Source organism: Marinomonas pontica (assembly GCF_036322735.1).
GTDB lineage: Bacteria > Pseudomonadota > Gammaproteobacteria > Pseudomonadales > Marinomonadaceae > Marinomonas > Marinomonas pontica.
Genome location: NZ_AP027271.1, coordinates 100,875 through 122,702, shown reverse-complemented (window position 1 = coordinate 122,702; position 21,828 = coordinate 100,875). Strand labels below are relative to the sequence as shown.

The window sequence follows — 21,828 nt, the reverse complement described above, 5'->3', positions numbered from 1 at the left end:
AGAAGACATTTTTAGGAAAAGTCATGGAATCCAATCACTTTGGTCGCGTTAAGCAGCCTAAAATTTCCGACATCATCATTAAAGAACTCGAAAGCATGATTTTAGAAGGCAGCTTTACGGCAGGACAAAAACTGCCACCAGAGAGGGAATTAGCCGCACGCTTTGAAGTGTCTCGACCCTCGTTGCGGGAGGCCATTCAAAAGCTGATCGCTCGCGGTGTATTATTCAGTCGTCATGGCGGCGGAACCTACGTTTCCGAACAACTAGGCACTTCCTTTGCCGATCCGCTGCAAGATTTGATCAGTTCCCACGATGAGTTTTTATACGACCAATTGGAGTTTCGCGATGCGCTAGAAAGTCTCGCCGCTTATTACGCCGCTTTGCGAAGTACCGACGCCGATAAAACCAAGCTGACACATTGTTTTAATCAGCTGATAGAAGCCAACCAAAACAAAGCCTTCGCTTTGGAAGCCAAGTTAGACGTGGAATTTCACATGATCATTGCGGAAGCGGCGCACAATGTGGTGTTGCTTCACACACTTCGCAGCTTGCACGCCATGTTGGCGAAAAGCATTTCGAGTAACTTAAGGAATCTATTTGAGAAGCAAGCCGCTCGACAGCGCGTAATGGAACAACACACCAACCTTTATCAAGCCATCATGGATGGCGACGCCGAAGCCGCTCGCACGGCGGCGCATACGCATTTGGTTTTCGTGGAAGATAACTTACTGAAAATGCGCCAAGAAGAAACGCGGATCCAGCGCTCGTTACGCAGAAACGAGCACCAGAACCCGTTGTAAACAATCTTTGGGGATTCCAGTGACTATTATGTTTCTGTCCTTTCCAGATCAGTGACGCACAAAGCATCACTCAATGCGGCTTTCATCACCTCGATAGAAGGTGTTTTTCCCGTCCAATATTCGAAGGCAATTGCGCCTTGTTGGACAAGCATGCCCAAGCCATTTACCGTCGTGCAGCCTTTAGTTTTCGCGGTTTGAATCAATCGCGTTTCAGGTGGATTAAAAATCCCATCTGCAACTACCATGCTTGATTTAATTGATTCTGTGTCTATATCTAGCTCTGCATCTACGTTAGGAAACAAACCAATAGAGGTCACATTGATCACTAAATCCGTCTCGGCAGGAATCTGATATTGCTTTGTCCAAGCATGGTATTCCGCGCCAGCCGACGTGTTATCGGCAACCAGTTTGGAAAGCTCTTCGCCACGCTCTTGATTACGATTCACAATGGTTATGTGCGCCACTCCAGCCAAAGCTAATTCAACCGCAACCGCTCGTGCCGCACCACCAGCGCCGAACAAAACAACACGCTTATTAGTAAGCTCTAAACTGGATTTAACGGATTCAACAAAACCACGACCGTCCGTATTTTCACCAACTAGCTTGCCATCACGGTTCACCACAGTATTCACCGCACCAATGATACGAGCTGACTCGCCTAACTCATCAAGGTGATCAATAACCGACACTTTATGAGGAATTGAACAATTAAAACCGCGCCAATTCATGGCTTTCGCACCTAATACGGCGTTTTTAAGGTCCTCAGGCTGAATGTCACAATTAATATAACGCCAATCCAAACCCAAATCTCGATACGCGGCTTCCATCATCACGCCCGTGGGGTTTTCTAAGGCTGGCGTGGCAAAAGACCCCGTTAACTTGCTTAAGAAATGCTTCGACATACCGAATTTTCTCCATGTTTGGTGGCTGTAAAAAGAACACTTCACCGCATGGTAGCAAACCCAGTCGCCAGAAAAATTTCAATTGTTAACAGCGCCTTTTATAGCCAGTAAGAAACTTTAAGCATCCGCGAACCAAACGTTTTTCTTCATATTCTGCAGATAACACCAATACAAGGTGATGGCTCTGGCGATAAACAACATGGCTTGGCTGAGCCATAAGCCATGATTACCAAGATCTTGGCTAATAAACCACACAGGGAAAAACACGCCGAAGACACAAATGATCATGGTGTTTTGCATTTGCTTTACGCTGGTTGTGCCAATGAAAATGCCATCCAACATAAAGGACCAAATACCCAACAGAGGAAAGAAGATCAACCAAGGTAGGTACAGAGCCGCATCGTCTCGCACGGTTTGTACATTGGTTAGTAAGGCAATGATTTGATTACCAAAAAGCCAAAATATCAGCATTAAAATAACTGCGGCAAACAGCGCCCAATAGGTAGAAAGCTGAATAACCTTCTTAAAATTGGCTTTGTCTTTGCGACCATAATATTCACCACACAAAGCTTCCACCGAGAAAGCAAAGCCATCCAAGGCGTTAGAAATAATCATCAAGAATGTCAGTAAAACCGCGTTGGCGGCAAGAATAGAATCCCCTTGTCGAGCACCTTGTGCGGTAAAAAATAACATCACTAATAACAAGAGAATCGTGCGTACAAACAAATAGCGATTCACTTTGACTAACGCCATGTATTCACGCCATTTCGCCAAGACGCTTAACGGTACATGACCGGAAAAGCCTTTTAACTTATGCCAAGCCAAAACACCGGCGACCGTGACGCCAATATAATGCGCAAACACCGTTGCCCACGCCACGCCGTCACTCGCCATGCCCAATCCATAAACGGCGACGTAATCGAGAATCATGTTAGCGACATTGATCACCAGCAGCATCCACAGCGGCCCTTTGGAATATTGCACGCCAAAGAACCACCCCATTAAGGCATAACCCGCTAACACAGCCGGCGCACTGAAAATCCGCGCTTCGCAATACAAACGTGCCCAAGGTTCGACTTCCTCGCTGGGCTCCATCAAGGTAATCGCCAAATCAATCAAGGGCGCTCGGAATAAAATCAGCATGAGCCCGATAAAAACGCCCATCAAAATCGATTGCAGAAGCAGCTCTCGCACGCGTCGTTCATCGCCCTGACCGAGAGCTTGTGCAGTCAATCCCGTCGAGCCCATGCGCAAAAAGCCAAACGCCCAAAACAAGAAACTAAAAATGCTCGCGCCAATCGCCACCGCCGCAAGATGCGTTGCCGTACCCAAGTGACCAACCACCGCCGTATCGACTAAGCCCAAGAGCGGCGTTGTGATATTCGACACCATAGGAGGCCACGCCATGCGCCAAATTTTACGATTCAGTACGATATTCGCACGATATGAGCCGGAAATGGCCTGTAAGGATAATTTCGACATTCATGTCTCGCTTGTCGTTATGCTTTTTAGTTATTGGCTCTATTTTGTGGATACTTTATTTTCTGTGGGTAAAGTTCAATCAAACACAAATTATCGACACAAAATTTTTGTGGAAAATCATAGCAGTTATTCACATTGAGCGGCATTTTTTCCAAGATTTCAGGGTTTTCCACCGATAAAAGTCAACTTTTGACTGTTTTTTGCACTGTTGATCAACTTACCCACAAAGCGATCGCCCATAATCGTTGGAAATATTCAACACGGCTAATGTTGGATAAGTGGTGCTTTTTTCCACAATCTGGCTCACATCATCGCAGAAATTTGCTAAACTCGCGTTTATTTTTTGCCGCTGGAGCAACCTTATGCCAAAACAATTAAAGCCCTTTATTGAAGGCTTAGCCGTCGGGTGCGTTTTCATCAGCATCACAATGTTATTCCAAATTCCTCTGTATATGAGCTTCATTATTGGCGCATTGGCCGCGTTAGGCGGCTATCGTAACTCGATCAAGATGGACAAAGAAAAAACCGCCAAGAAAGAACAAAACCAACCCAAAGACAGCGAATAAGATGACGCCTTCCAGTACACCCGTTTACGGAGAAGGCGACGCCACGTTACAAGCCGTTGGAGGGCTGACGGGGCTACAAACCTTGGTTGAAACCTTCTATCGCATTATGGAAAACACACCTGAGTTTCGGCCACTGTTTGATATGCATCCTAGCAATATCGAACTGACCATCGACAAGCTGGTGTCTTTTTTGTCCGGTTGGATGGGCGGCGAAAAGTTATTCTCGAAAAAATACGGTCCGATCAGCTTACCGCAAGCGCACGCACATTTAATTGTCACCGAAAAAGAAAAAGCCATGTGGTTAAACTGCATGGCCGCTGCGCTCGATGAATTGGGTTATCCAGAAGATTTGAAGGCGTATTTGCTGCCTCAGCTCGCTTTTCCTGCGGAACGCATTCGTCAAGTGAGTGCGGCGAGGCATAACTAAGAACTTGCAACCCCTCCCTAACCCTCCCCTTGAAGATAAGGGGAGGGAACAAAGCGGTACTGCTCCTCCCCCTTGTGTCTTGAAGGGGGAGGCTAGGAGGGGGTCTAAATACGCACTTCCTTTGCAACGACGATCCCTAAGCGTTTCGCCAAGCGCGCTAGGTTGGCGCGGTCCATAGATAGCTGCTGAGCGGCTTTGGTCCAATTTCCTTGATTTTCTTCTAGCGCTTTACGGATTAGATTTCGTTGATAAGTTTCTGTTTCTAAACGCAAATCGATTGGTTTGTGTTTTTCTAAGCGCGGTGGCTCCAGTTCATTTTTCTGTATCTTTTCTTGGGAACTATTATCGATTTGTAACCCAGTTAAGTGCGCAGGTGAAATAACCGTGATGCCGGTTGGGTGATCTGCTTTGGAAAAAAGTGCGGCACGAGAGATGACGTGCTCTAGTTCTCGAACATTACCTGGCCAGTGATACGCTTCTAATAACTGAATCGCGGCGGGCGATAGCGTCAGTTGTTGCAATCCCAGTTTTCGGCGAAAGCGTTCGGCGAAGAAGCCAGCCAATAAAGCAATGTCGCCTTGTCTATCGCGCAAGGCAGGAACTTGAATAGGAAAGACGCTAAGGCGATGGAATAAATCGGCACGAAAACGATGCTCGACCACTTCGGTTTCCAAGTGTCGGTTGGTTGCGGCAATGATGCGCACGTTTACCTTGCGAATCTGATCTTTACCGACGGCTTGGATTTCTTGATTTTGAATCGCTCTGAGCAAGGTACCTTGTACTTCTAACGGCAGTTCGCCAATCTCATCCAATAATAAGGTGCCACCGTCAGCTAACAAGAACTTACCGTCTCGGTCTCGATCCGCACCAGTAAACGCGCCTTTTACATGGCCAAACAGCTCACTTTCAATAAGATGATGCGGAATGGCGGCGCAGTTCACATACACCATGGGCGCGTCAGATCGGTTAGAGCGCTCATGAAGCGCACGTGCAACAAGCTCTTTGCCGACGCCCGTTTCGCCTTCGATTAAGATAGAAAAATCCGATGAGGCAACCAAATTAATTGACTGCTTGAGGTCTTGCATCGCCTTGCTTTGACCTATCATCTCACGGCTTTGTTCGCCCATTACTTTCAATACGTTTTGAGCATGTTGAGATTGATTTTCCAGTTGTTCCATTAACATCGCCGTGTTCAATGTCATGGCCGCCATGGCGCCAATAATTTCTAAAGCGCGCGCATCAATGTCATCAAATACACCAGGCAAAATACTGTCCAGCGTCACCACGCCAATCAATTTTCCTTCTAAGTAAAGCGGAACCCCCATGCAAGAATGCACGGGCAACTGTTCGTCGTGGCCTAGTACCATGCCGTCATAGGGATCTGGCAAGGTCGAATGTGCAGGAAAACGAACTGGATAATGCCCCGCGCAGATTTCGCGTAGTCGTGGGTGTTCTTCAATCACGAAACGTCGTCCCATCACATCGTCCGACAAACCGCGCTGTGCAAGGGGGATCAGCACGCCATGATGATGCGCCAATAGGACAACGGCATCGCAGTTTATGGTGGCTCGCACGGCATAAACCAATTGTTCAAATCGGTTGGGTTGATTCACAGCACTGGCCAAATCCAGTGCAAAGCTCAGTAGAGCATTATTGGATACCTGATTCATGGACGCTCGCAATTCATTATTGTTAGGTCATTATGACTCAATCAGATCATAAAGACCTTACTATTTTTGTGTCATTATGACTCTAAATCACGACATGAAAACCCAAAATGTTGATTTTATTGTAATTTTTTATTTGGCACGTCCTTCGCAATAGTAAAGACAATTCAACAATTTCATTCCCGTTTTATGACTTACTAAAGCAAAGGACACAATATGTTATCTCAACAACACATAGATACAGTGAAAGCGACCATCCCACTTCTTGCGTCTGCAGGTACGGCCATTACTGAGCATTTTTACAAGCGTATGTTTTCACACAACCCAGAGTTAAAAGATGTGTTTAACATGACACACCAAAGAACGGGTGGCCAACCTGCTGCACTGTTTAATGCGATCGCAGCCTACGCAACGCACATTGATAACCTGGAAGTACTGACCAGCGCCGTGATGCGTATCGCCCATAAGCACACCAGTTTCAATATCCAACCAAACCAATACGATATTGTGGGTCATCACTTGATTGAAACCCTACGTGAACTGGCGCCAGACGCCTTCACCAAAGAAGTAGAAGAGGCGTGGGTTGCGGCTTACACACAACTTGCGGGTATTTTTATTAAGGTAGAAGGCGACCTATATGCGGAGCGCGCGGCGCAACAAGGCGGCTGGAAAGACTTCCGTCGTTTTCGAGTGGCGTCAAAAACACCTGAGTCGGATCTGGTTACCAGCTTTGTGTTCGAACCTGTTGATGGCGGCGCGGTGATCGACTATCAACCAGGTCAATATCTTGGCATCAAATTGCACCCAGAAGGCAACGAGTTCGACGAAATTCGTCAATATTCACTGTCTACAGCGCCAAATGGCAGCAGCTATCGCATCAGCGTGAAACGCGAAGGCACAGGAGAGATCGCCGGCGTCATGTCGAATTACCTGCATGATCACATCACCGTAGGCGATGAAATAGAAGCCATGCCACCCGCAGGCGACTTCTTTTTCCAAGACAAACAAAGACCGGTGGTGCTGATTTCTGGTGGTGTTGGCTTAACCCCGATGCAAGCCATGTTAGACACATTAGCAAAACAACAATACGCCCAACCCATCAGCTACTTACACGCCTGTGCGCATCAAGGTCAGCATTCATTTGACACCCACGTAAACAGCCTAAAAGAGCAGCTCAACCTGTCTGTTTACACTTGGTACGAACAAGCAGACAATGAAGCGCAAGGCGTATTGAACGGTAAGATGCAAATTGACGCAGTAAAAGACAGCCTACCGCTGACGGATGGTGAGTTTTACTTATGTGGCCCAGTGGGCTTCATGATGTTTGTGAAACAGCAACTACTCAGCCTTGGTGTAGAAGCCGACCGCATTCATTACGAACTCTTCGGCCCACATCAAGAGGTTTAGCAGTCAATCAAAGTCATCAATATGTGCCACTACGCTTGAACCTCTACAAGAAGAGGCAAACAATAGTGAGTAGGAGTCTCGGAATATTTTTCAGCTCCATTTAAACGCGTCAAAGATAGGAATATAGCGTCTCCTATCTTTGACGAGACTGGATTGACACAGTGAAGATCTACAATCTACTTACCACCAACCTTTCTTTTCACCCCGCTCACCTCTAGGGCCGCCGCGTCCAGCATTACCAAAGCGGGTAATGACGGTCTCCAGTGTGACAGTGGTAATGTCTTCGCCATTAATTTGCACTTGGTAAGTTTGCCCCAGCGTGAATTCAGGCTCAGAAACAGTGAACGATTGGAAGTCCATTGGCATCACTTGTTCAAACACCTGATTGCTCTCGACATGGGTGATGGTGACGGTGGCCCCTTTTGCATAAGTGCTTTCTAAGTTGATCTGAATAACTGGCTGAGTAGAGTCGTCAGAAGGGGCTTGTGCCATGCCAGCACTGCCCATGGCAAATAAACGGCCACCAGTCAGTTTGAAGAAACCATCCACATCAATATAGCCATCACGACCACTGGTTGGGCCTTCGATAAACAGTTCACCGCCACTCATCATAGCGTCACCATTCGAGTCAAAGCCGTCACCACTGGATTGAATGTGCGTGCGGCCGCCTAAGATGGTCATGATGCCATCTACTTTGGCTTTACCGCCGCCATGTGGTGGACGTTCACCAGGTTGGCCTTCTGGTCGCTCGCCGCGAGGAGGGCGTTCGCCCATTTCGCCTTCAGGGTGTTCACCACGCTCACCGCCTTTGAAAAAGCCTTTCACACGTTCGCCAAAGCTTGGTTCATTGGCGCCACTGCCATCTGAAATATTCAGAGCATCGTCTTCCGACTTAACAAAAATATTGCCACCATGAATCGTGATGTTACGACTCTCAATGCCCTCATAGGATTCCTCGACACGAATATTGCCGCTGTAAATGTCAACTTTGCGGACGCCCTTGATGCCATCGTCTTTTGCGAAAATCTGAATATCGCTGCCTTCGATGTGAACAAAACCTTTGTCTTCGCGCTCCTCATTGTCGGCTTTAATGCCGTCGTCACCCGCCTTGATTAGGATCTTAGAGTCACGGATATCGACACTGTCCTGTCCGTATAAACCATCGTCTACGGTTTCGATGCTGATGTTGGCGCGGCGAATATCAAGATCGTCTTTACTCACGATACCGTCTTTATAACGGCCCACGATGGTCAATGTGGCTTGTGGTGCTCCGGTGATTTTTAGATCGGCTTTAGAGTAAATTGGCGCGTTTTGTTTTGCTTCGCCTTCTTTCTCCGCGCTGTGGTTGTGGTCTTCAAAACGGTTGTTGGAGTTTGGCATCAATTCGACATCCACATCACCCGCTTCTTCGATGTACAGAGCAGACCCGTAAGCGTTGGACAGTTGGATATTATCCAGCTGTAACGTAACTTTCTCGTCCCCTGTGTTGACCCAGATTTGACCGTTGTCACTTTGTCCCGTTAGGCGGTAAGTACCACCGCGGGTAATGAGGATACGGCCGTCTTTGACTAAGATAGCTGGGGTCGATAAAGGTGGCTGTGCCACATTCAGTTCAATGGCATTGTTGGCCGCAGAGACCTGAGTGCTGGCTGCGAACAAGGCTGCATATAAAGGCGCGATGGCCCAACGTCGAGATAGGTGTTTCATCATATTATTCCGTAAATTCGCCGTTACTTGAAAGAAGAACACAGCTGTTGATGCTCGCGCATGAGCGCAGCTGAGTAAGAAGAGGTTCTTGCTGACCGCGCTTAATTTTGACTTCGGTAACGCGTTCGACCACGTCCCCTTTTAGGGTGTCAGAGCGGGTTAGGTAGCTGTTGACCAATTTGCGGTCATCTAAAATATTCTGTACAGACGCCCAATCGCTACTGCGTGGATACTTAATGATAAGCATGTAAGCAGGCTCGAAGGTGACCGAACGTGACAGCCCCCAGAGAACGATGGCAATGAAAATGCTCGCGATAAATGACAACTCGTAATAGGCCACGCCATTGGCGATACCCACCATGATGGACCAAAAGATAAAGGCCGTATCGCGAGGATCTTTGACGGCTGTACGAAAACGGATGATCGATAAGGCACCGACCATGCCCAAAGACAGCATTAAATTGCCACTGATGCCGATGACGATGGCGTTGATCGCAATGGCCGTCATTACCAAGGTGATGTTGAAGTTTTGCGAGTACAGTACACCATTGTAGGTGCGCTTATAGATAAAATAGATAAACATTGCCATCAAGAAAGTGATCGATAATGACAACAAAATCTGCAGCACACTCATGGTGTTTTCCGAAAAGAGTAGGCTGTTATTGAGTATTTGGCTTAGGTTAGTTGAGTCCATGATGTTTCGTCTTGTTTCAAGGGTTAATGAGTTAAAGGGGATAAATCAGTCGCCGTAATACTCGCGCATATGCATTCGGCCTTGGCAATATTTACTAATCGCCATGGCGGTTGTGCCATCGAGCTTCAGCAAAGTCGAGAACCAAGAGGGCAAGCAGGTATTGAACTTGACCTCCATGATGATGGTGTCCGGGCGCTGCAAAGTTTGCGTTTCAAGATCCGGGTTAAATAGATCTAAGTCGCTGGTATTAACGCGGATGTTTTTATCAAACGTCACTCGAATGTCGTTGTAGTCGAGCATGTAGACTTCCCGGTCGTAATCGACGATCACTTTCGGGCGGATAAATTTACGTTTTAAATCAAAGTAGATAGAACGTGCACTTTGGCTGTCCTTCTCAAGTAAAAAGTCCACATCCCCATCGATCATTTGCAGCGCTTCAGCCTTGCTCAGGCGGACTGAGCTTTTGTTCACAAATTGGTTGTGCTTGCGCTTACGTTCTAACTTGACCCAGTTAAGCGTTGGGTCGTAGGTGCGTAAACGGTATTTATCACGGTGCTCAATCCCGTCCAGCTTTTCCTCAACGCTGGTGTCATAGTCGTCATCAAAATAAAGACTACGAATGAAGTAGCCTCGTTCGTCTTTTTGATGAGGGTCCCGCTGCATGAGGGTTGCAAGTAGATGGCGCGCGTATTCGTAATCCGCGTAGCTGATGTAATACTTCACCTCATGACGCTGAACTTTTAATGTTTTACTCATCGAGCCGTCACCCCTACAAGTTCTCCAGGTGTTGGCTGATAGGAAATTTCCACGATGTCAGGATTCTTTATTTTATGGCCTATCGAAAATTGGCCTTTGTAAGAAGCCGGAGCGATTAAAGCAATGCGGTCCAGTTGGGTTTTGCCACGTGGACTGGTCAGAGTGACTGTTTCACCATTGCCAAGACTAAAGTTAAGCTTGATCGCATTCATAGGTAGATTTTCCGCTTTTTCCCCATGCAACAAAGCGGTGCCATGTGCAGGGACGATGACATCAAACGGAATACGAAAACGTTCGGGGTCGTCTAGGTCGTCGCTAAGGTAATAGCCCTTCAAGGAAACACTGTTGAGGCTTGGATTGTAGAGTTCTATCCAATCCTGCTTATCGTTATTGGCAAACGATACTTCGCTGATAAACAATTGATTGGCTGCTGCTGTCACTGTGGTCTGGTGCAGAGCAAATGCAACCACCGCAGTGACCGCCATAAAACCAGTAAATAGATAGGGTTTAATAGAACGATAAGTCTGATACATAGAATGAGTTATTAAATCGTCATAATTTGGTCATATTATGCCCTTAAATAGCATTGCTTCTCATTTGTATTTACCTAGATTTACACTCAGAACGTGTTTTTATAGTAAAAAAAGAGCAACCCTAAGGCTGCTCAAACAGAAAGAAAGCGATCGTTTCTAAAGGGGTTAGAAACGATAATTTACACCCACTTTGAAGTTTCTACCTGGTTGGTAAGACGTTGTATCTTCGCCCGTGGTTGAGTCTTCCGATGTCTCGCTCTTGCTGTATAGCTTATTAGTAACGTTATCAACGCGTAGTTGGGCACTGAGGTTTTCAGTGAAACGGTAAGAAGCAAACACGTCATATACGGTGTATGTCAGGTATTCACTGGTGCTTCGAGTACCTTCTTCAACACGCCCTTTTCGATACTTGGTATCGAAGCCGACACGACCTTTTTGATCGTTAAAGTAAGTACCTAATGTGACGCTAATGCTACGAGGAATAATGCTAGTATCTTTGGATTTCGTACCATCGTCTTCAACCACATAACCATTCATATCTTGGAATGTGAAATTGGCAAAGATAAGAGGGCTATCATAGCGAGCGGCCAGTTCCCAACCGTATATGGCGGCTTCGTCTTTGTTGACAAACTGACGCACATTGTAGGCACTACCGTTGTAAGTGCCGATGCTTGTATCAAGTGTGCCCAGTAGCTCGTTGTAGATTTTGTCTTTTAAGTCGTTATGAATGTAGCTGATATTGGCATCTAAACGGTCAGTGGTTTGCCATATGCCCATACGCTCAAAGGTCAGACCCACTTCTGTGTCCAAGGAAGTTTCACCAGTAAGGTCTTCGTTTTCGATGACACACCAGTTACCGTTGCCATCGCCACACCCGGCTAGGTTGCCTGTTTCGTATACACCATCACCGTCAGCATCTGTGCCTGTAAAGTATTCAGATGTGAACTTTTTACCGTAAATTTCATATACGGCTGGAGCACGGTAACCAGAACCCACTAACGCGGTAAAGCCAAGGCCATGAATGGCTGTGTTTTCAAATGGCTTCCAAAGCGCGGACAATTTCGAGTTAATAGAATCCTCGCCTTGTGCTTCACGCCCAGCATAATCGGCGTTATAAGAGTCATAACGCAAGCTACCAGTTAACTGCAGATCTTCGCCGATGTGCATGGTGTCAGACAGATAAGCACCGATGGAAGTACGTTCCACTTGCTTTGGAGTGCCGTCATCATTGTCGTAAGACATGCGCACATCATCAAAGGTGTAATCTAAACCGTATCGGGTAACGTGCATGGTATTTTGAGTCGGGAAGAAAACACTGGTATTTTCGATTTCTGCGTAGGTGGTTGTCACGCCACCTGTGTTTGACCAATCTCCAGTGCCTGCATCGGAATCTTGATCGCTTTCTGCTTGCGAGACGCGGATTTTTAGATCGACAAGGTCATTGTTTTTTGGGTTGTAGGTGTATTGTCCTGATAAAGTACGATCACGTACTTTCTTTTTCGTTTCGGTACCATCATCAGCATAGTCTGAATAGTCCATATTGTTTTGTAGAATGCTGACTTCTAGGCGCTGCTCTTCATTAGGAGTAAATACACCTTTTAATAGGTAGCTTAGGTCATCTGAACCAGTGCCGCCATTGTCTGTTTTGACGCCATTCGCATCTTCGTAGGCGTTAGTGTCCTTGGCGGAGATGGTCGCATTTGCAGAGAATTTGTCGTTAAACTGCTTCGCAACATCCGTACTAATACCATTTGCTTCACCATTCGTCTCATGGGTGTAGCGCAGGTTGGCGCCCCAATCTCGGTCCTCGCGAATAATCGACTCTGGGTCTTTGGTTTCTAGTAGAACCACGCCACCGGTTGAACCATTGCCGTAGGTATTTGCCGCGGCGCCAGGGATAACCGTCACAGACTCATACATGTCCATGTTTAACCAAATGGTGTCACGGTCGTTGCTGCCTTTGTGCATGATCTGGCTACGGTTGTTGGGAGCACCTTCTACTCGAACACTGACAGCATTACCCGTTTGTCCACGAACGGTAATGGTGCTACCGCGAGAGCCACCCACTTCGTCGATTTGTACGGCAGCATTGCTTTGCAAGGCGTCTGCCAAATTCGAAGCTTGTGCTTCAACAATGTCTTCGCTAGTCGTAGTGGTTGCACCTTCGGCTTCACTCACGCGAGCTTTGTCTGTTGTTTGAAGCTCTGCCTGTCCTTCAATCAGGAGTGTATTTAGTTCATTGTCGGCGTGTAGGGCACCGGATGCCAATGCAACAGCCAGTGCGACCAAAGTGGGTTTCATAATAATGCGGCTCCATAGTGTCAAAGGAATGTAAAGATAAGTAAATTTAAAGAAATATTAACATATGGGAGAAAATAATTGAATGGTAATGTTAATCATTATTGTTTGTATTTGGGTATATATTGGAACATGCCGTTTCGTTAACTGCAACGCATTATCTAAAGAGCCATAATGTGAATAGCGGACCTTGCATAACAATGGGTGGCAAGTTATAGACACACAAAGTCGGTAAATACACATTTACCGACTCATCACAAGAAAGGTGTAGACGGTTTAGAAATTAGGCGCTGTACCGTTCGCTTGGTACAACGCGACAATACTATTAAGAACACTTTGTTTTGCTGTAACCAAGGATTCTTCGGTGCTAAATAGGCTGCGTTGAGCACTTATTAAATCTGACTTGTCACGCACGCCTTCTTCCCATTCATACTCCGTGAGTTGAGTTTTCACGATTTGATTCTGGTGGGAGATTTGCACATATCGGTACGATATACGGCTTTGCTGATAAGCACTCAACGTATCTTGAACCTCATGCAATGCTGACACTACGGTATTTTGATAATTGATACGCGCAATGGTTTCGTTGATTTCCGCCTTTTTCAAAGCGCGCTTGTTATCGCCATTATCATAAAGCGCCAAGCTAATGGATTCGGCTAAGGTCACGGTCCACTGTTCCGCTAAGTCATATAAATCGGAAGGGCGTAGGCTAAGGCTAATGGATAGGTTTGGCCAACGATCTAGCTCGGTTTCCACTTTGCTTAAAAAGGCGGCTTTGACGGATGCTTCCGCTTCTTTTAGGTCAGGGCGTTGACGAATTAACTCTGCTGGTTGGTTCAACGCAATCGTTGGCACGGTTAAGTCCGTTAAACGAAAATGCGGATCACTTTCTTGCCAGTTTGCCTGCCCTGTTAACAGAGCCAACGCACGCTCTTGATCTTGTTGGTTTAACTGTAAGGTTTCGATTTTTTCTTCCAGACTAAGTATCGTCTCTTGTTGATCAATCAGATCAATGCGCGACACTAAACCTTCTTCGTGCTGTGCTAGAAAAAGATCGTAACTTTCTTTGGCTGACACTAAATTTTTTTGCGCAAGGGTAAGTTGCTCTTTAAGAGACAAAAACGCAATGTACTGTTTGACGATACTAGCCGTGACTGACAGACGCGCCGATTCAAAACTCCACTGGGAAGATTGCACTGACAGCAGCGTTTGATCCATCCCGGCTTGCAACTTACCCCACAAATCCCATTCGTATTTCGCAGTAAAGGACAGTGACGACGCATCCGAACTACTGAAGTTACTCAGGTCATTGGTGTTGGCGCTTTGCGTCGATCCTGCGATGAGGGTTGCCGTGGTTGAGATACCTTGGTTAGCTTCTTCTGTCTCGATTGCCAATCGTGCTAAACGTACCCGTTCTGCCGCCACCGTGATGGTCCAGTTATGCTCAAAAGCAGCTCTTAATAAAGCCTCCAGATCAGGGGAGCCAAAGCTTAACCATTGGTTGGCTGAAAATTCTGCAAGGGCATACGTCGGCATAGCTTCTGCAGTGACAGAGGGCGCTTCATACTGATACTGACTGGCGCAGCCGGATAATAATAGCGCGGCGCAGCCGGTGATTAGATACTTCATTATTCCTCCGAGAGTGCGTCAATTGGGTTGAGCTTAGAAGCCTTGCGTGCTGGCGCGTGACCGAAAATCAAACCCACAAAGAACGCCGAGGCAAACGCCAGGGCTGGTGGATGCCAAGACAGAGCGATAGCAAGGTTAAAGCTGGACATGGCTAAGGCGGCACTCAGCCCAATCGCAATCCCCAGTAGGCCACCACTGCAGCACACCACCAATGCTTCGATATTAAACTGGCGTAAGATGTCTTTTGGTTTGGCACCCGTCGCCATACGCAAGCCGATTTCTCGACGTCGTTCTGAAACACTCACCAGCATAATATTCATCACGCCGATACCTCCGACGAGCAGCGAAATGGCGGCAATGGAGCCGAGCAACCAAGTCATGGTGTTTTGGGTTTCTGAGACAGCCTCGATTAACGACGCCGTATTCAACACTTGGAAGTCCTCTGTGCCATGTCGCTGGATCAAGAGCGCACGGATGGCGTCTTCGACGCTATCCAAACTGTCCGTGTCATCCACCTTGACGGTTAAGCCATTTAGGTACTGACCAGCAAACACCCGTGACAGGCCGGTAGATAGAGGTATCAGCACCATTTCATCGTTGTTGACGCCGCTGGCTGTGGCGCCTTGAGTACTGAGCACACCAATCACTTGGTACAAGGCGCTTTTCATCATCACGTATTGGCCGATTGGGTTTTCATCCGCAAACAAAGACGTGGCAATGGTGTCACCGATAACAATCACAGGGGCCTTATTGAGCATGTCTTGTTGGTCGAACATGACCCCTTGCGATAAAGACCACTCTTTTACGTCAATATAATTTGGCGTTGTGGCCATGATCTTGCCTCGATAATCTTGGCTGCGATAACGGATGGTCGAGCGACTTTCGCGTTCTGGTGCCACGAACTCAATATGCTCAAGGGTACTCAGTGCCTCGGCGTCATACTCTGTTAAGGTGGCAATGTCTCCTGTGTTGCGCATATTCGCGCCGCCTGGACGAACCAGAAGTAGGTTGGTGCCCATAGACTGAATACGTTGTACCACTTGCTGTTTGCCGCCTTCGCCGATGGCCATCATTGCTACCACCGCGGCAACGCCAATCACCACTCCGAGTAGAGTGAGGATGGTACGAAACCAATTAGCCCGCAGCGCTTTAAACGAAATATTGATGGCTTCATCAATGCCAATGGAGGGTAGCTCTTGCATGGTTTCAGGGTTTTCGCTCACCGGATCGGTGTTTGAAGCATTGCTGTCGGATAGAATTTTGCCATCCTGAATATGTACCTGACGCTTGGCTTTTGCCGCAACGTCCGCATCGTGAGTGATTAAAATGACGGTGACGCCTTGGTCATTCAATTCGCTGAGTAGAGCCAACACCTGCTCACTGCTTGTTGAATCCAGAGCACCCGTTGGCTCATCCGCTAAAATAACGTCTGCCCCATTAATCATTGCACGTGCGATGGAAACACGTTGTTGCTGACCTCCAGATAACTCACTCGGCTTATGGTGTTCGCGTCCTTCCAGCCCAAGTTTTTTCAGCAACGTCATAGCGTTTTGTAAGCGCTTCTCTTTTGCGGTATTTGCGTAGAGAGCAGGCAAAGCAACATTCTCTTTAGCATTCAACGTTGGCAATAACTGATAGCGCTGAAAAACGAAACCAAAGGTTTTAAGGCGCAATGCTGCGAGTTGATTGGTATTGAGCTTACTGACATCATGGCCATTAATAAGATAACGCCCTTCACTGGGTTGATCCAAACAACCAATGATGTTCATTAAGGTCGATTTACCGGATCCAGATTGCCCCATGATGGCGACAAACTCACCCTCTTGTACCGAGAGAGACACACCATCTAAGGCACTGATTAGTGAGTCGCCATTGCGGTAATGACGACTGACCTGCTCAATTGACAGCAGCGGACGTTTACAATCCACGACGCCCTCCCATTGGCGCTCGACTGCTCGACGACCCTCCCGTTAAACTGATGCTTTTCTCTCCGCTGGTTCCATTCTCTCGCCCAACGATAACGATATCTTTTAAGCTCAGTCCGCTGATAATCTCCACTTGAGTGCGATTTTTAAGACCAATTTTTACCGGTGTTGTTGCGCGCGAGGCACTTTTTTGTCCTGGAATATAAGCCACAGGGCCGCGTGGCCGCTCAGAAATGGCCGCTAAAGGAATAATCAGCACGTCTTTGGCTTGCGCCTCAATAAAGAAGACCTGAGTGCTCATGCCATCCATTAAATGTCCAGCTTGGTTATCAACGTTAATCAAGACCTGATAAAGCACGACGTCGTTATTCACTAGAGGAGTCGGGAGTACCTTTTCCAAAGAGGAATAGAAAAAATCATTCGGATTGCCCAGTGTCGAAAAACGAACTGGCATATCTGGTGACAGGCGTTGAATATCGGCTTCAGACACATTGGCACGCAGCGTCATATGGGACAAATCGGAAATGGTCATCAGTGTTGGGGCGCTTTGGCTGGCATTCAGCGTTTGCCCTACACGCACTTCGACACTGGTAATCGTGCCGTCCATCGGTGCATAAATTTGGCTGTAAGATAATGTGATCAAGTCTTGTTCCAGTGCCGCTTCATCCACTTGAAGCTCTGCTTCGGTCGCAGCAAGCTTTGCACTTTGTACCACAATGTCCGTTTCGCTTTGCTTTAGTGAATCGTTACTGACCGCACCACGGGCATTGAGTCGTCGATCTCGCTCAAGCTGACTTTCAGCTAACTCCAATTGCGCGACCAATTGATCTCGTTGTGCTTTTTGGCTTAACAGGCTGGCACGACTTCTTTTGACTTCCGTTTCAAACACCGTTGCGTCTATCTCAGCCAGCAGCTGGCCTTTTTTCACTACATCGCCTTCGCTGACATGCAGGGTTTTGATTTGTCCTGACACCTGTGCGCCAACATCAACGTAATTAGAGGGTTCTAATGTTCCCGTTGCAGGCACTGTGATCTCAATAGAGCCCGTTTTTACCGTATCCGTTAACCAAGTAACGGAAGCGCTTTGGCTGTCATGGTAAAGCCACCAGCCAGCGAAAATAGGGCTACCCAATGCAATGCTCCACAGAACACATTTCATCGTAAATCGAAAGATTGCCATGGCGGTTATTCGCTCCTTGCTGGACGGTTATTGACGTCAAAATTGCGGCGTGGACGCTCGCTCTGAGATGGCGTGGCATCATCCGACAAGCCGACGTATGAGAGCAGCTGTTGCTGACCTGAAGACGAGCTAAAAAAGTACATGGCTGACACGCTTAGAGTCAGGCTTAAAGCAGCAGAAAGGAGTAGGACTTTCATAGAGTTAAATATCAAGTTGGCAAATAGGGGGGTGATCTTTACAAATTGCCGAAAATAAGTAAATAAAAACCATTATCGCCTTTGATGTTATTTACTTTACTTTACATTCAAAGTATCGCTTGAAACAGCACATCGAAATATAATCATTCTCATTTAAAATAGGGATGAAATGTTTAAACATGTTGCATGTAATTAAAAAAAGGGGCGACCTTGTGTTGTCACCAAAGATGGCTTTGACAATACGTTTGACCTTGGCGTTGGTAGGTGGGTATGTACTGTCTGCTGGGTTAAGCTTGCTAACTGGCACTATCATTGGCGGCACTGAGCGTGAAATGCGCACCATCGTGCATTTTGTGTTTTTCTTATATTACGCCATTTCTATTATGACCTTCGTGGCGATTAACTCTCTTTACCGTAGTGTCTGGATTGCTTTAGGTACCAACGTAGTAGCGTGGGGATGCTGGTGGTTGCTCGGAGGACAAACGGTATGAAGGGGCCATTACGTAAAACCATGACATGGCTGCACACATGGAGCAGCATTTTATTAGGTTGGTTACTGTTTGCGATTTTTCTGACCGGTACTTTGTCGTATTTTCGAGGCGAGATCAGCCATTGGATGACCCCTGAGCAGCATACATCTTATGTCACCGACGACACCATTATAAAAGCCTATGAACGTCTTTCTGAGGTGGCATCTAATGCCAATAGTTGGAGTATTTCTCTGCCAACTGTGCGTGAGAATACGGTGGGCCTAAGTTGGCAGAACGAAGGTGAAAACCAGCGTCGCCGTGGCCCTCAAGAAACCATGAACGCGGCAACAGGTGAATCCATTGATGGTCGAGAAACCCGAGGCGGTGACTTTCTGTATCGCTTCCACTTTGAGTTGTACGGTATGCCACGAGGCTTTGCTCGAGCCGTGGTCGAAATTGCCACCATGGCGATGTTTATTGCGATCTTAAGTGGCATTGTGATGCACCGTAAAATTTTCAGTGATTTCTTTATGATGCGAACCAAAAACCGTTCTTTAGGCTGGGCGGATGCCCACGCGGTGACAGCGGTACTGGCGTTGCCATTCCACATTATGATTACCTTTTCTGGTTTGCTGCTGTTGTCCTCTAGTTTGATATTTTGGACGGAGAACACCCGCGGAGGCGGCGGAGAACGTAACCAAGCACCTAATGCCCAACAGCAAATGGCAGAGAGCGGCCCGCGTGGTGGACAAGATGCTGCTCGTGCTGGCGCTGACACATCAGAAGTGCGTGCTAGACCTAATCGCGATGTTCGCGAAGCAGAGGGTGAGCGTTTAGGTGAACGAAGAACCCGAGGCGAAGGTCGTCAAACGGCTCGTCATCAAGATCGCCAAGATATAGCAACACCGCCGTTACTTAGCATGCTGACTCAAGCCGAATCTTTGTTTGCTGGAGACATTGGTCGAGTACAGATTCAGAACCCTTTAACGGCAGACGCGACGTTTGTCTTTTCACCAGTGAATCGCGATATGTTGATGGTGGAGCGAGGTTCTAATAATAGCGTTACTTTCTCTGCCACGGGATTAGAGATTGAGCGTAACCAAGCGAAAGCGAGTGAAAGCAATTCCTTTTTCAGTGCCGCCGGTGGTGTGCTGCATACTTTGCATGAAGCGCGTTTCGCCGATGCTATCACCCGTTGGGCATTTTTCTTAGCGGGCGTGATGGGCACCATTATGGTGGGAACGGGTTCTGTCTTGTGGGCGGTTAAGCGCGCCAAGCGTCAGATGGGACAATTCGGTTATGAATTGGTGGTCATCACAAACATCGCCAGCATTGCCGGTTTGTGTGGGGCGGTGGCCGTTTACTTCTGGTTAAACCGCTTACTGCCTGCCACATTAGAAAACCGTATTAACTGGGAAATTAATGGTTTCTTCGTGGCTTGGTTACTGTCATTGATTCATGCCATTTTCTACCGAAATAAAGGCGCTTGGGTGGTTCAGTTAGGCATTGCTGGTGCATTGTTCTGCTTGATTCCAGTACTGGACACGCTAACGTCTTCCGCTAGCCTTTTGCATGCCATCATTCATGTGGATGTATTGCGCCTGAGCTTTGATGTGATGTGCTTGCTATTAGGCGGTATTATGTTGGCCGCCGCACGTTATTTACAGAGCAAGGCTCGTCGTGTCGCATCCCCAAAACCAGCCACTCGTAAACCCACCTTAGAAGGAGCCGTAAAATGACCGCATTATGGGTAATTTTAGTTGTCAGCTTCTTTAGCTTTATGCATTTTGCTGTGTCGGTGCAAAAGCATCATCGCGACCTATATAAGAAAATGACCATTACCAACAAAGAGTTCCGTGTACTGCAAAGTGTCGCTTGGGTAACACTGCTATATACCTTGGTACCAGCCATACAACACTGGGGAATGGGCATTGGTATCATGGCATGGCTGATGCTGATTACCGTATCGGCTCTCGCGGTGACAGTGTTAGTGAACTTTGCTCCAGAAAGTTTTGCCAAACTATGGCGTTTGTTGGGCGTAGTGCGTTTCATTGCACCGCCCGCAGAGCGTCCGCTACGAACAAAATAAGAGGTTTTAGATGTCCACCATCCCTGTAGGCGTTTGCTCATTAGCGGATTATGAGCAACATGCGAAAGAAGTATTGCCAGCGCCTACATGGGCTTATCTCTCTGGAACGGCCATGGATGGCCTGACTTACCAGCGTAATCGTCAAAAGCTCGATGAGATCTTGTTACAGCAGCGCGTGTTATGTGAAGACATGGCCAAGGGCGGTTGTCAGCAGACCTTATTTGGCCAGCATCTGGCCATGCCATTGTTGGTAGCGCCGCTGGCCTATCAAAAGTTGGCTCATCCCACAGGAGAGCTGGGAACGATCCAAGCGGCAGCAGCGCAAAATGTAGGGTTCTGTTTGTCCACACTAGCCAGTGCGCCTCTGGAGCATGTGGCACAAATGTCGCCAGATGCCACCCGTTGGTTCCAGTTGTATTGCCAGCCCTCCCGTGAAACCACTTTGCAACTTGTGCGCCGTGCAGAGCAGGCCGGTTATCAGGCGATTGTTGTCACCGCTGATGCGCCGATTAATGGCGTACGCAATGCTGAACAGCGAGCTGGCTTTTCTTTGCCAGAGGGCGTCAGGGCGGTGAATTTAGAAAGCCTACCTAGTGCAGCGCAGGGGGACTCTGTTTTTTCCTGTTGGATGGGACAAGCTGCGGATTGGCAAACCCTTGCTTGGTTACGTGAGCAAACTAAGTTACCGCTTTTATTGAAGGGCGTTATGTCAGCACAAGATGCTCAACGTGCTGTCTCGCTTGGGCTAGATGGCATCATCGTCTCTAATCATGGCGGCCGTGTACTCGATAGCCAACCTGCTACCATTGAGGTCTTGCCTGCTATTCGCGCTGCGGTAGGCAAAGAGACGACGGTTTTATTGGACAGCGGTATTCGCCGTGGTAGTGATATCTTTAAGGCGGTTGCGTTAGGTGCGGATGCGGTCTTACTTGGCCGCTCGGTGTTTTACGCTCTAGCTGTGGCGGGTCCATTAGGTGTTGCCCATTGCTTGCGCATCCTACGAGATGAATTGGAAGCCACCATGGCACTGTGTGGCTGTGCCAGTGTGCAGGACATTACGTCCGAATGCTTGTACCAACCTAATACATTGACGTTCTGA

At 47.5% G+C, this 21,828-nt stretch carries 20 protein-coding genes; 8 read left to right on the top strand and 12 right to left on the bottom strand.

Annotated elements, in window-relative coordinates; all coding sequences use genetic code 11:
* Nucleotides 1–23 precede the first annotated feature (23 nt).
* The gene (locus AABA11_RS00555) at nucleotides 24–800 is read left to right on the top strand and encodes an FCD domain-containing protein (protein WP_338264562.1); all 777 of its coding nucleotides are present in this window, start codon (nucleotides 24–26) and stop codon (nucleotides 798–800) included.
* 26 nt (nucleotides 801–826) lie between these two features.
* On the opposite strand, the gene aroE is transcribed toward AABA11_RS00555, so the two are convergent.
* Together aroE and AABA11_RS00545 are read right to left on the bottom strand one after the other, a co-directional pair.
* Nucleotides 827–1,702 carry a shikimate dehydrogenase gene (gene aroE / locus AABA11_RS00550; protein WP_338264560.1) on the bottom strand — a complete coding sequence of 292 codons (876 nt, stop codon included), beginning with the start codon at nucleotides 1,700–1,702 and terminating at the stop codon, nucleotides 827–829.
* Nucleotides 1,703–1,819: 117 nt separating this feature from the next.
* A complete protein-coding gene (locus AABA11_RS00545) occupies nucleotides 1,820–3,109 on the bottom strand; it encodes an MATE family efflux transporter (protein ID WP_338269614.1) in 1,290 nt (429 codons plus the stop codon).
* A 437-nt stretch (nucleotides 3,110–3,546) separates the two neighbouring features.
* Here AABA11_RS00545 and AABA11_RS00540 point away from each other — a divergent pair, with 437 nt between their 5' ends.
* The gene (locus AABA11_RS00540) at nucleotides 3,547–3,750 is read left to right on the top strand and encodes a hypothetical protein (RefSeq protein WP_265729623.1); all 204 of its coding nucleotides are present in this window, start codon (nucleotides 3,547–3,549) and stop codon (nucleotides 3,748–3,750) included.
* A gap of 1 nt (nucleotide 3,751) precedes the next feature.
* A complete protein-coding gene (locus AABA11_RS00535; RefSeq protein ID WP_338264557.1) occupies nucleotides 3,752–4,177 on the top strand; it encodes a group II truncated hemoglobin in 426 nt (141 codons plus the stop codon).
* Between the two features lie 104 nt (nucleotides 4,178–4,281).
* Here the strand turns inward: AABA11_RS00535 and norR are convergent, their stop codons facing one another.
* Nucleotides 4,282–5,847: a nitric oxide reductase transcriptional regulator NorR gene (gene norR / locus AABA11_RS00530; RefSeq protein WP_338264555.1), complete on the bottom strand. Its 1,566-nt coding sequence runs from the start codon at nucleotides 5,845–5,847 to the stop codon at nucleotides 4,282–4,284.
* Between the two features lie 213 nt (nucleotides 5,848–6,060).
* Here norR and hmpA point away from each other — a divergent pair, with 213 nt between their 5' ends.
* Nucleotides 6,061–7,251: an NO-inducible flavohemoprotein gene (gene hmpA, locus AABA11_RS00525; protein WP_338264553.1), complete on the top strand. Its 1,191-nt coding sequence runs from the start codon at nucleotides 6,061–6,063 to the stop codon at nucleotides 7,249–7,251.
* Between the two features lie 180 nt (nucleotides 7,252–7,431).
* On the opposite strand, the gene AABA11_RS00520 is transcribed toward hmpA, so the two are convergent.
* The 9 genes from AABA11_RS00520 to AABA11_RS00480 form a co-directional block, all read right to left on the bottom strand.
* Nucleotides 7,432–8,961: a carbohydrate-binding domain-containing protein gene (locus AABA11_RS00520; RefSeq protein ID WP_338264551.1), complete on the bottom strand. Its 1,530-nt coding sequence runs from the start codon at nucleotides 8,959–8,961 to the stop codon at nucleotides 7,432–7,434.
* Between the two features lies 1 nt (nucleotide 8,962).
* A complete protein-coding gene (locus AABA11_RS00515) occupies nucleotides 8,963–9,652 on the bottom strand; it encodes a DUF4956 domain-containing protein (RefSeq protein ID WP_265729618.1) in 690 nt (229 codons plus the stop codon).
* 45 nt (nucleotides 9,653–9,697) lie between these two features.
* Nucleotides 9,698–10,408: a polyphosphate polymerase domain-containing protein gene (locus AABA11_RS00510; RefSeq protein WP_265729617.1), complete on the bottom strand. Its 711-nt coding sequence runs from the start codon at nucleotides 10,406–10,408 to the stop codon at nucleotides 9,698–9,700.
* On the bottom strand, nucleotides 10,405–10,941 hold the full coding sequence (locus AABA11_RS00505; protein ID WP_338264548.1) for a lamin tail domain-containing protein: 537 nt from the start codon (nucleotides 10,939–10,941) through the stop codon (nucleotides 10,405–10,407). The genes AABA11_RS00510 and AABA11_RS00505 overlap by 4 nt, the downstream gene beginning before the upstream one ends.
* Nucleotides 10,942–11,106: 165 nt before the next feature.
* Nucleotides 11,107–13,242, bottom strand: coding sequence for a TonB-dependent receptor domain-containing protein (locus AABA11_RS00500; RefSeq protein WP_338264546.1), 2,136 nt, complete (start codon nucleotides 13,240–13,242; stop codon nucleotides 11,107–11,109).
* Nucleotides 13,243–13,515: 273 nt separating this feature from the next.
* Complete coding sequence (locus tag AABA11_RS00495) at nucleotides 13,516–14,868, bottom strand: TolC family protein (RefSeq protein ID WP_265729614.1); 1,353 nt, start codon at nucleotides 14,866–14,868, stop codon at nucleotides 13,516–13,518.
* Nucleotides 14,868–16,796 (bottom strand): MacB family efflux pump subunit, encoded by a 1,929-nt coding sequence (locus AABA11_RS00490; protein WP_338264544.1) that lies wholly within the window; start codon nucleotides 16,794–16,796, stop codon nucleotides 14,868–14,870. Before AABA11_RS00490 ends, AABA11_RS00495 begins: the two co-directional genes overlap by 1 nt.
* Nucleotides 16,786–17,973: an efflux RND transporter periplasmic adaptor subunit gene (locus tag AABA11_RS00485; protein ID WP_338264542.1), complete on the bottom strand. Its 1,188-nt coding sequence runs from the start codon at nucleotides 17,971–17,973 to the stop codon at nucleotides 16,786–16,788. Before AABA11_RS00485 ends, AABA11_RS00490 begins: the two co-directional genes overlap by 11 nt.
* 5 nt (nucleotides 17,974–17,978) lie before the next feature.
* The gene (locus AABA11_RS00480; RefSeq protein ID WP_338264541.1) at nucleotides 17,979–18,170 is read right to left on the bottom strand and encodes a hypothetical protein; all 192 of its coding nucleotides are present in this window, start codon (nucleotides 18,168–18,170) and stop codon (nucleotides 17,979–17,981) included.
* A 212-nt stretch (nucleotides 18,171–18,382) separates the two neighbouring features.
* Here AABA11_RS00480 and AABA11_RS00475 point away from each other — a divergent pair, with 212 nt between their 5' ends.
* The 4 genes from AABA11_RS00475 to AABA11_RS00460 are packed head-to-tail and all read left to right on the top strand — an operon-like array spanning nucleotide 18,383 to nucleotide 21,828.
* The gene (locus tag AABA11_RS00475; protein WP_338264539.1) at nucleotides 18,383–18,661 is read left to right on the top strand and encodes a hypothetical protein; all 279 of its coding nucleotides are present in this window, start codon (nucleotides 18,383–18,385) and stop codon (nucleotides 18,659–18,661) included.
* Nucleotides 18,658–20,379, top strand: coding sequence for a PepSY-associated TM helix domain-containing protein (locus AABA11_RS00470; RefSeq protein WP_338264537.1), 1,722 nt, complete (start codon nucleotides 18,658–18,660; stop codon nucleotides 20,377–20,379). The genes AABA11_RS00475 and AABA11_RS00470 overlap by 4 nt, the downstream gene beginning before the upstream one ends.
* Complete coding sequence (locus AABA11_RS00465; RefSeq protein WP_265729608.1) at nucleotides 20,376–20,729, top strand: DUF3325 domain-containing protein; 354 nt, start codon at nucleotides 20,376–20,378, stop codon at nucleotides 20,727–20,729. The genes AABA11_RS00470 and AABA11_RS00465 overlap by 4 nt, the downstream gene beginning before the upstream one ends.
* Before the next feature lie 10 nt (nucleotides 20,730–20,739).
* Nucleotides 20,740–21,828 (top strand): alpha-hydroxy acid oxidase, encoded by a 1,089-nt coding sequence (locus AABA11_RS00460; RefSeq protein WP_338264534.1) that lies wholly within the window; start codon nucleotides 20,740–20,742, stop codon nucleotides 21,826–21,828.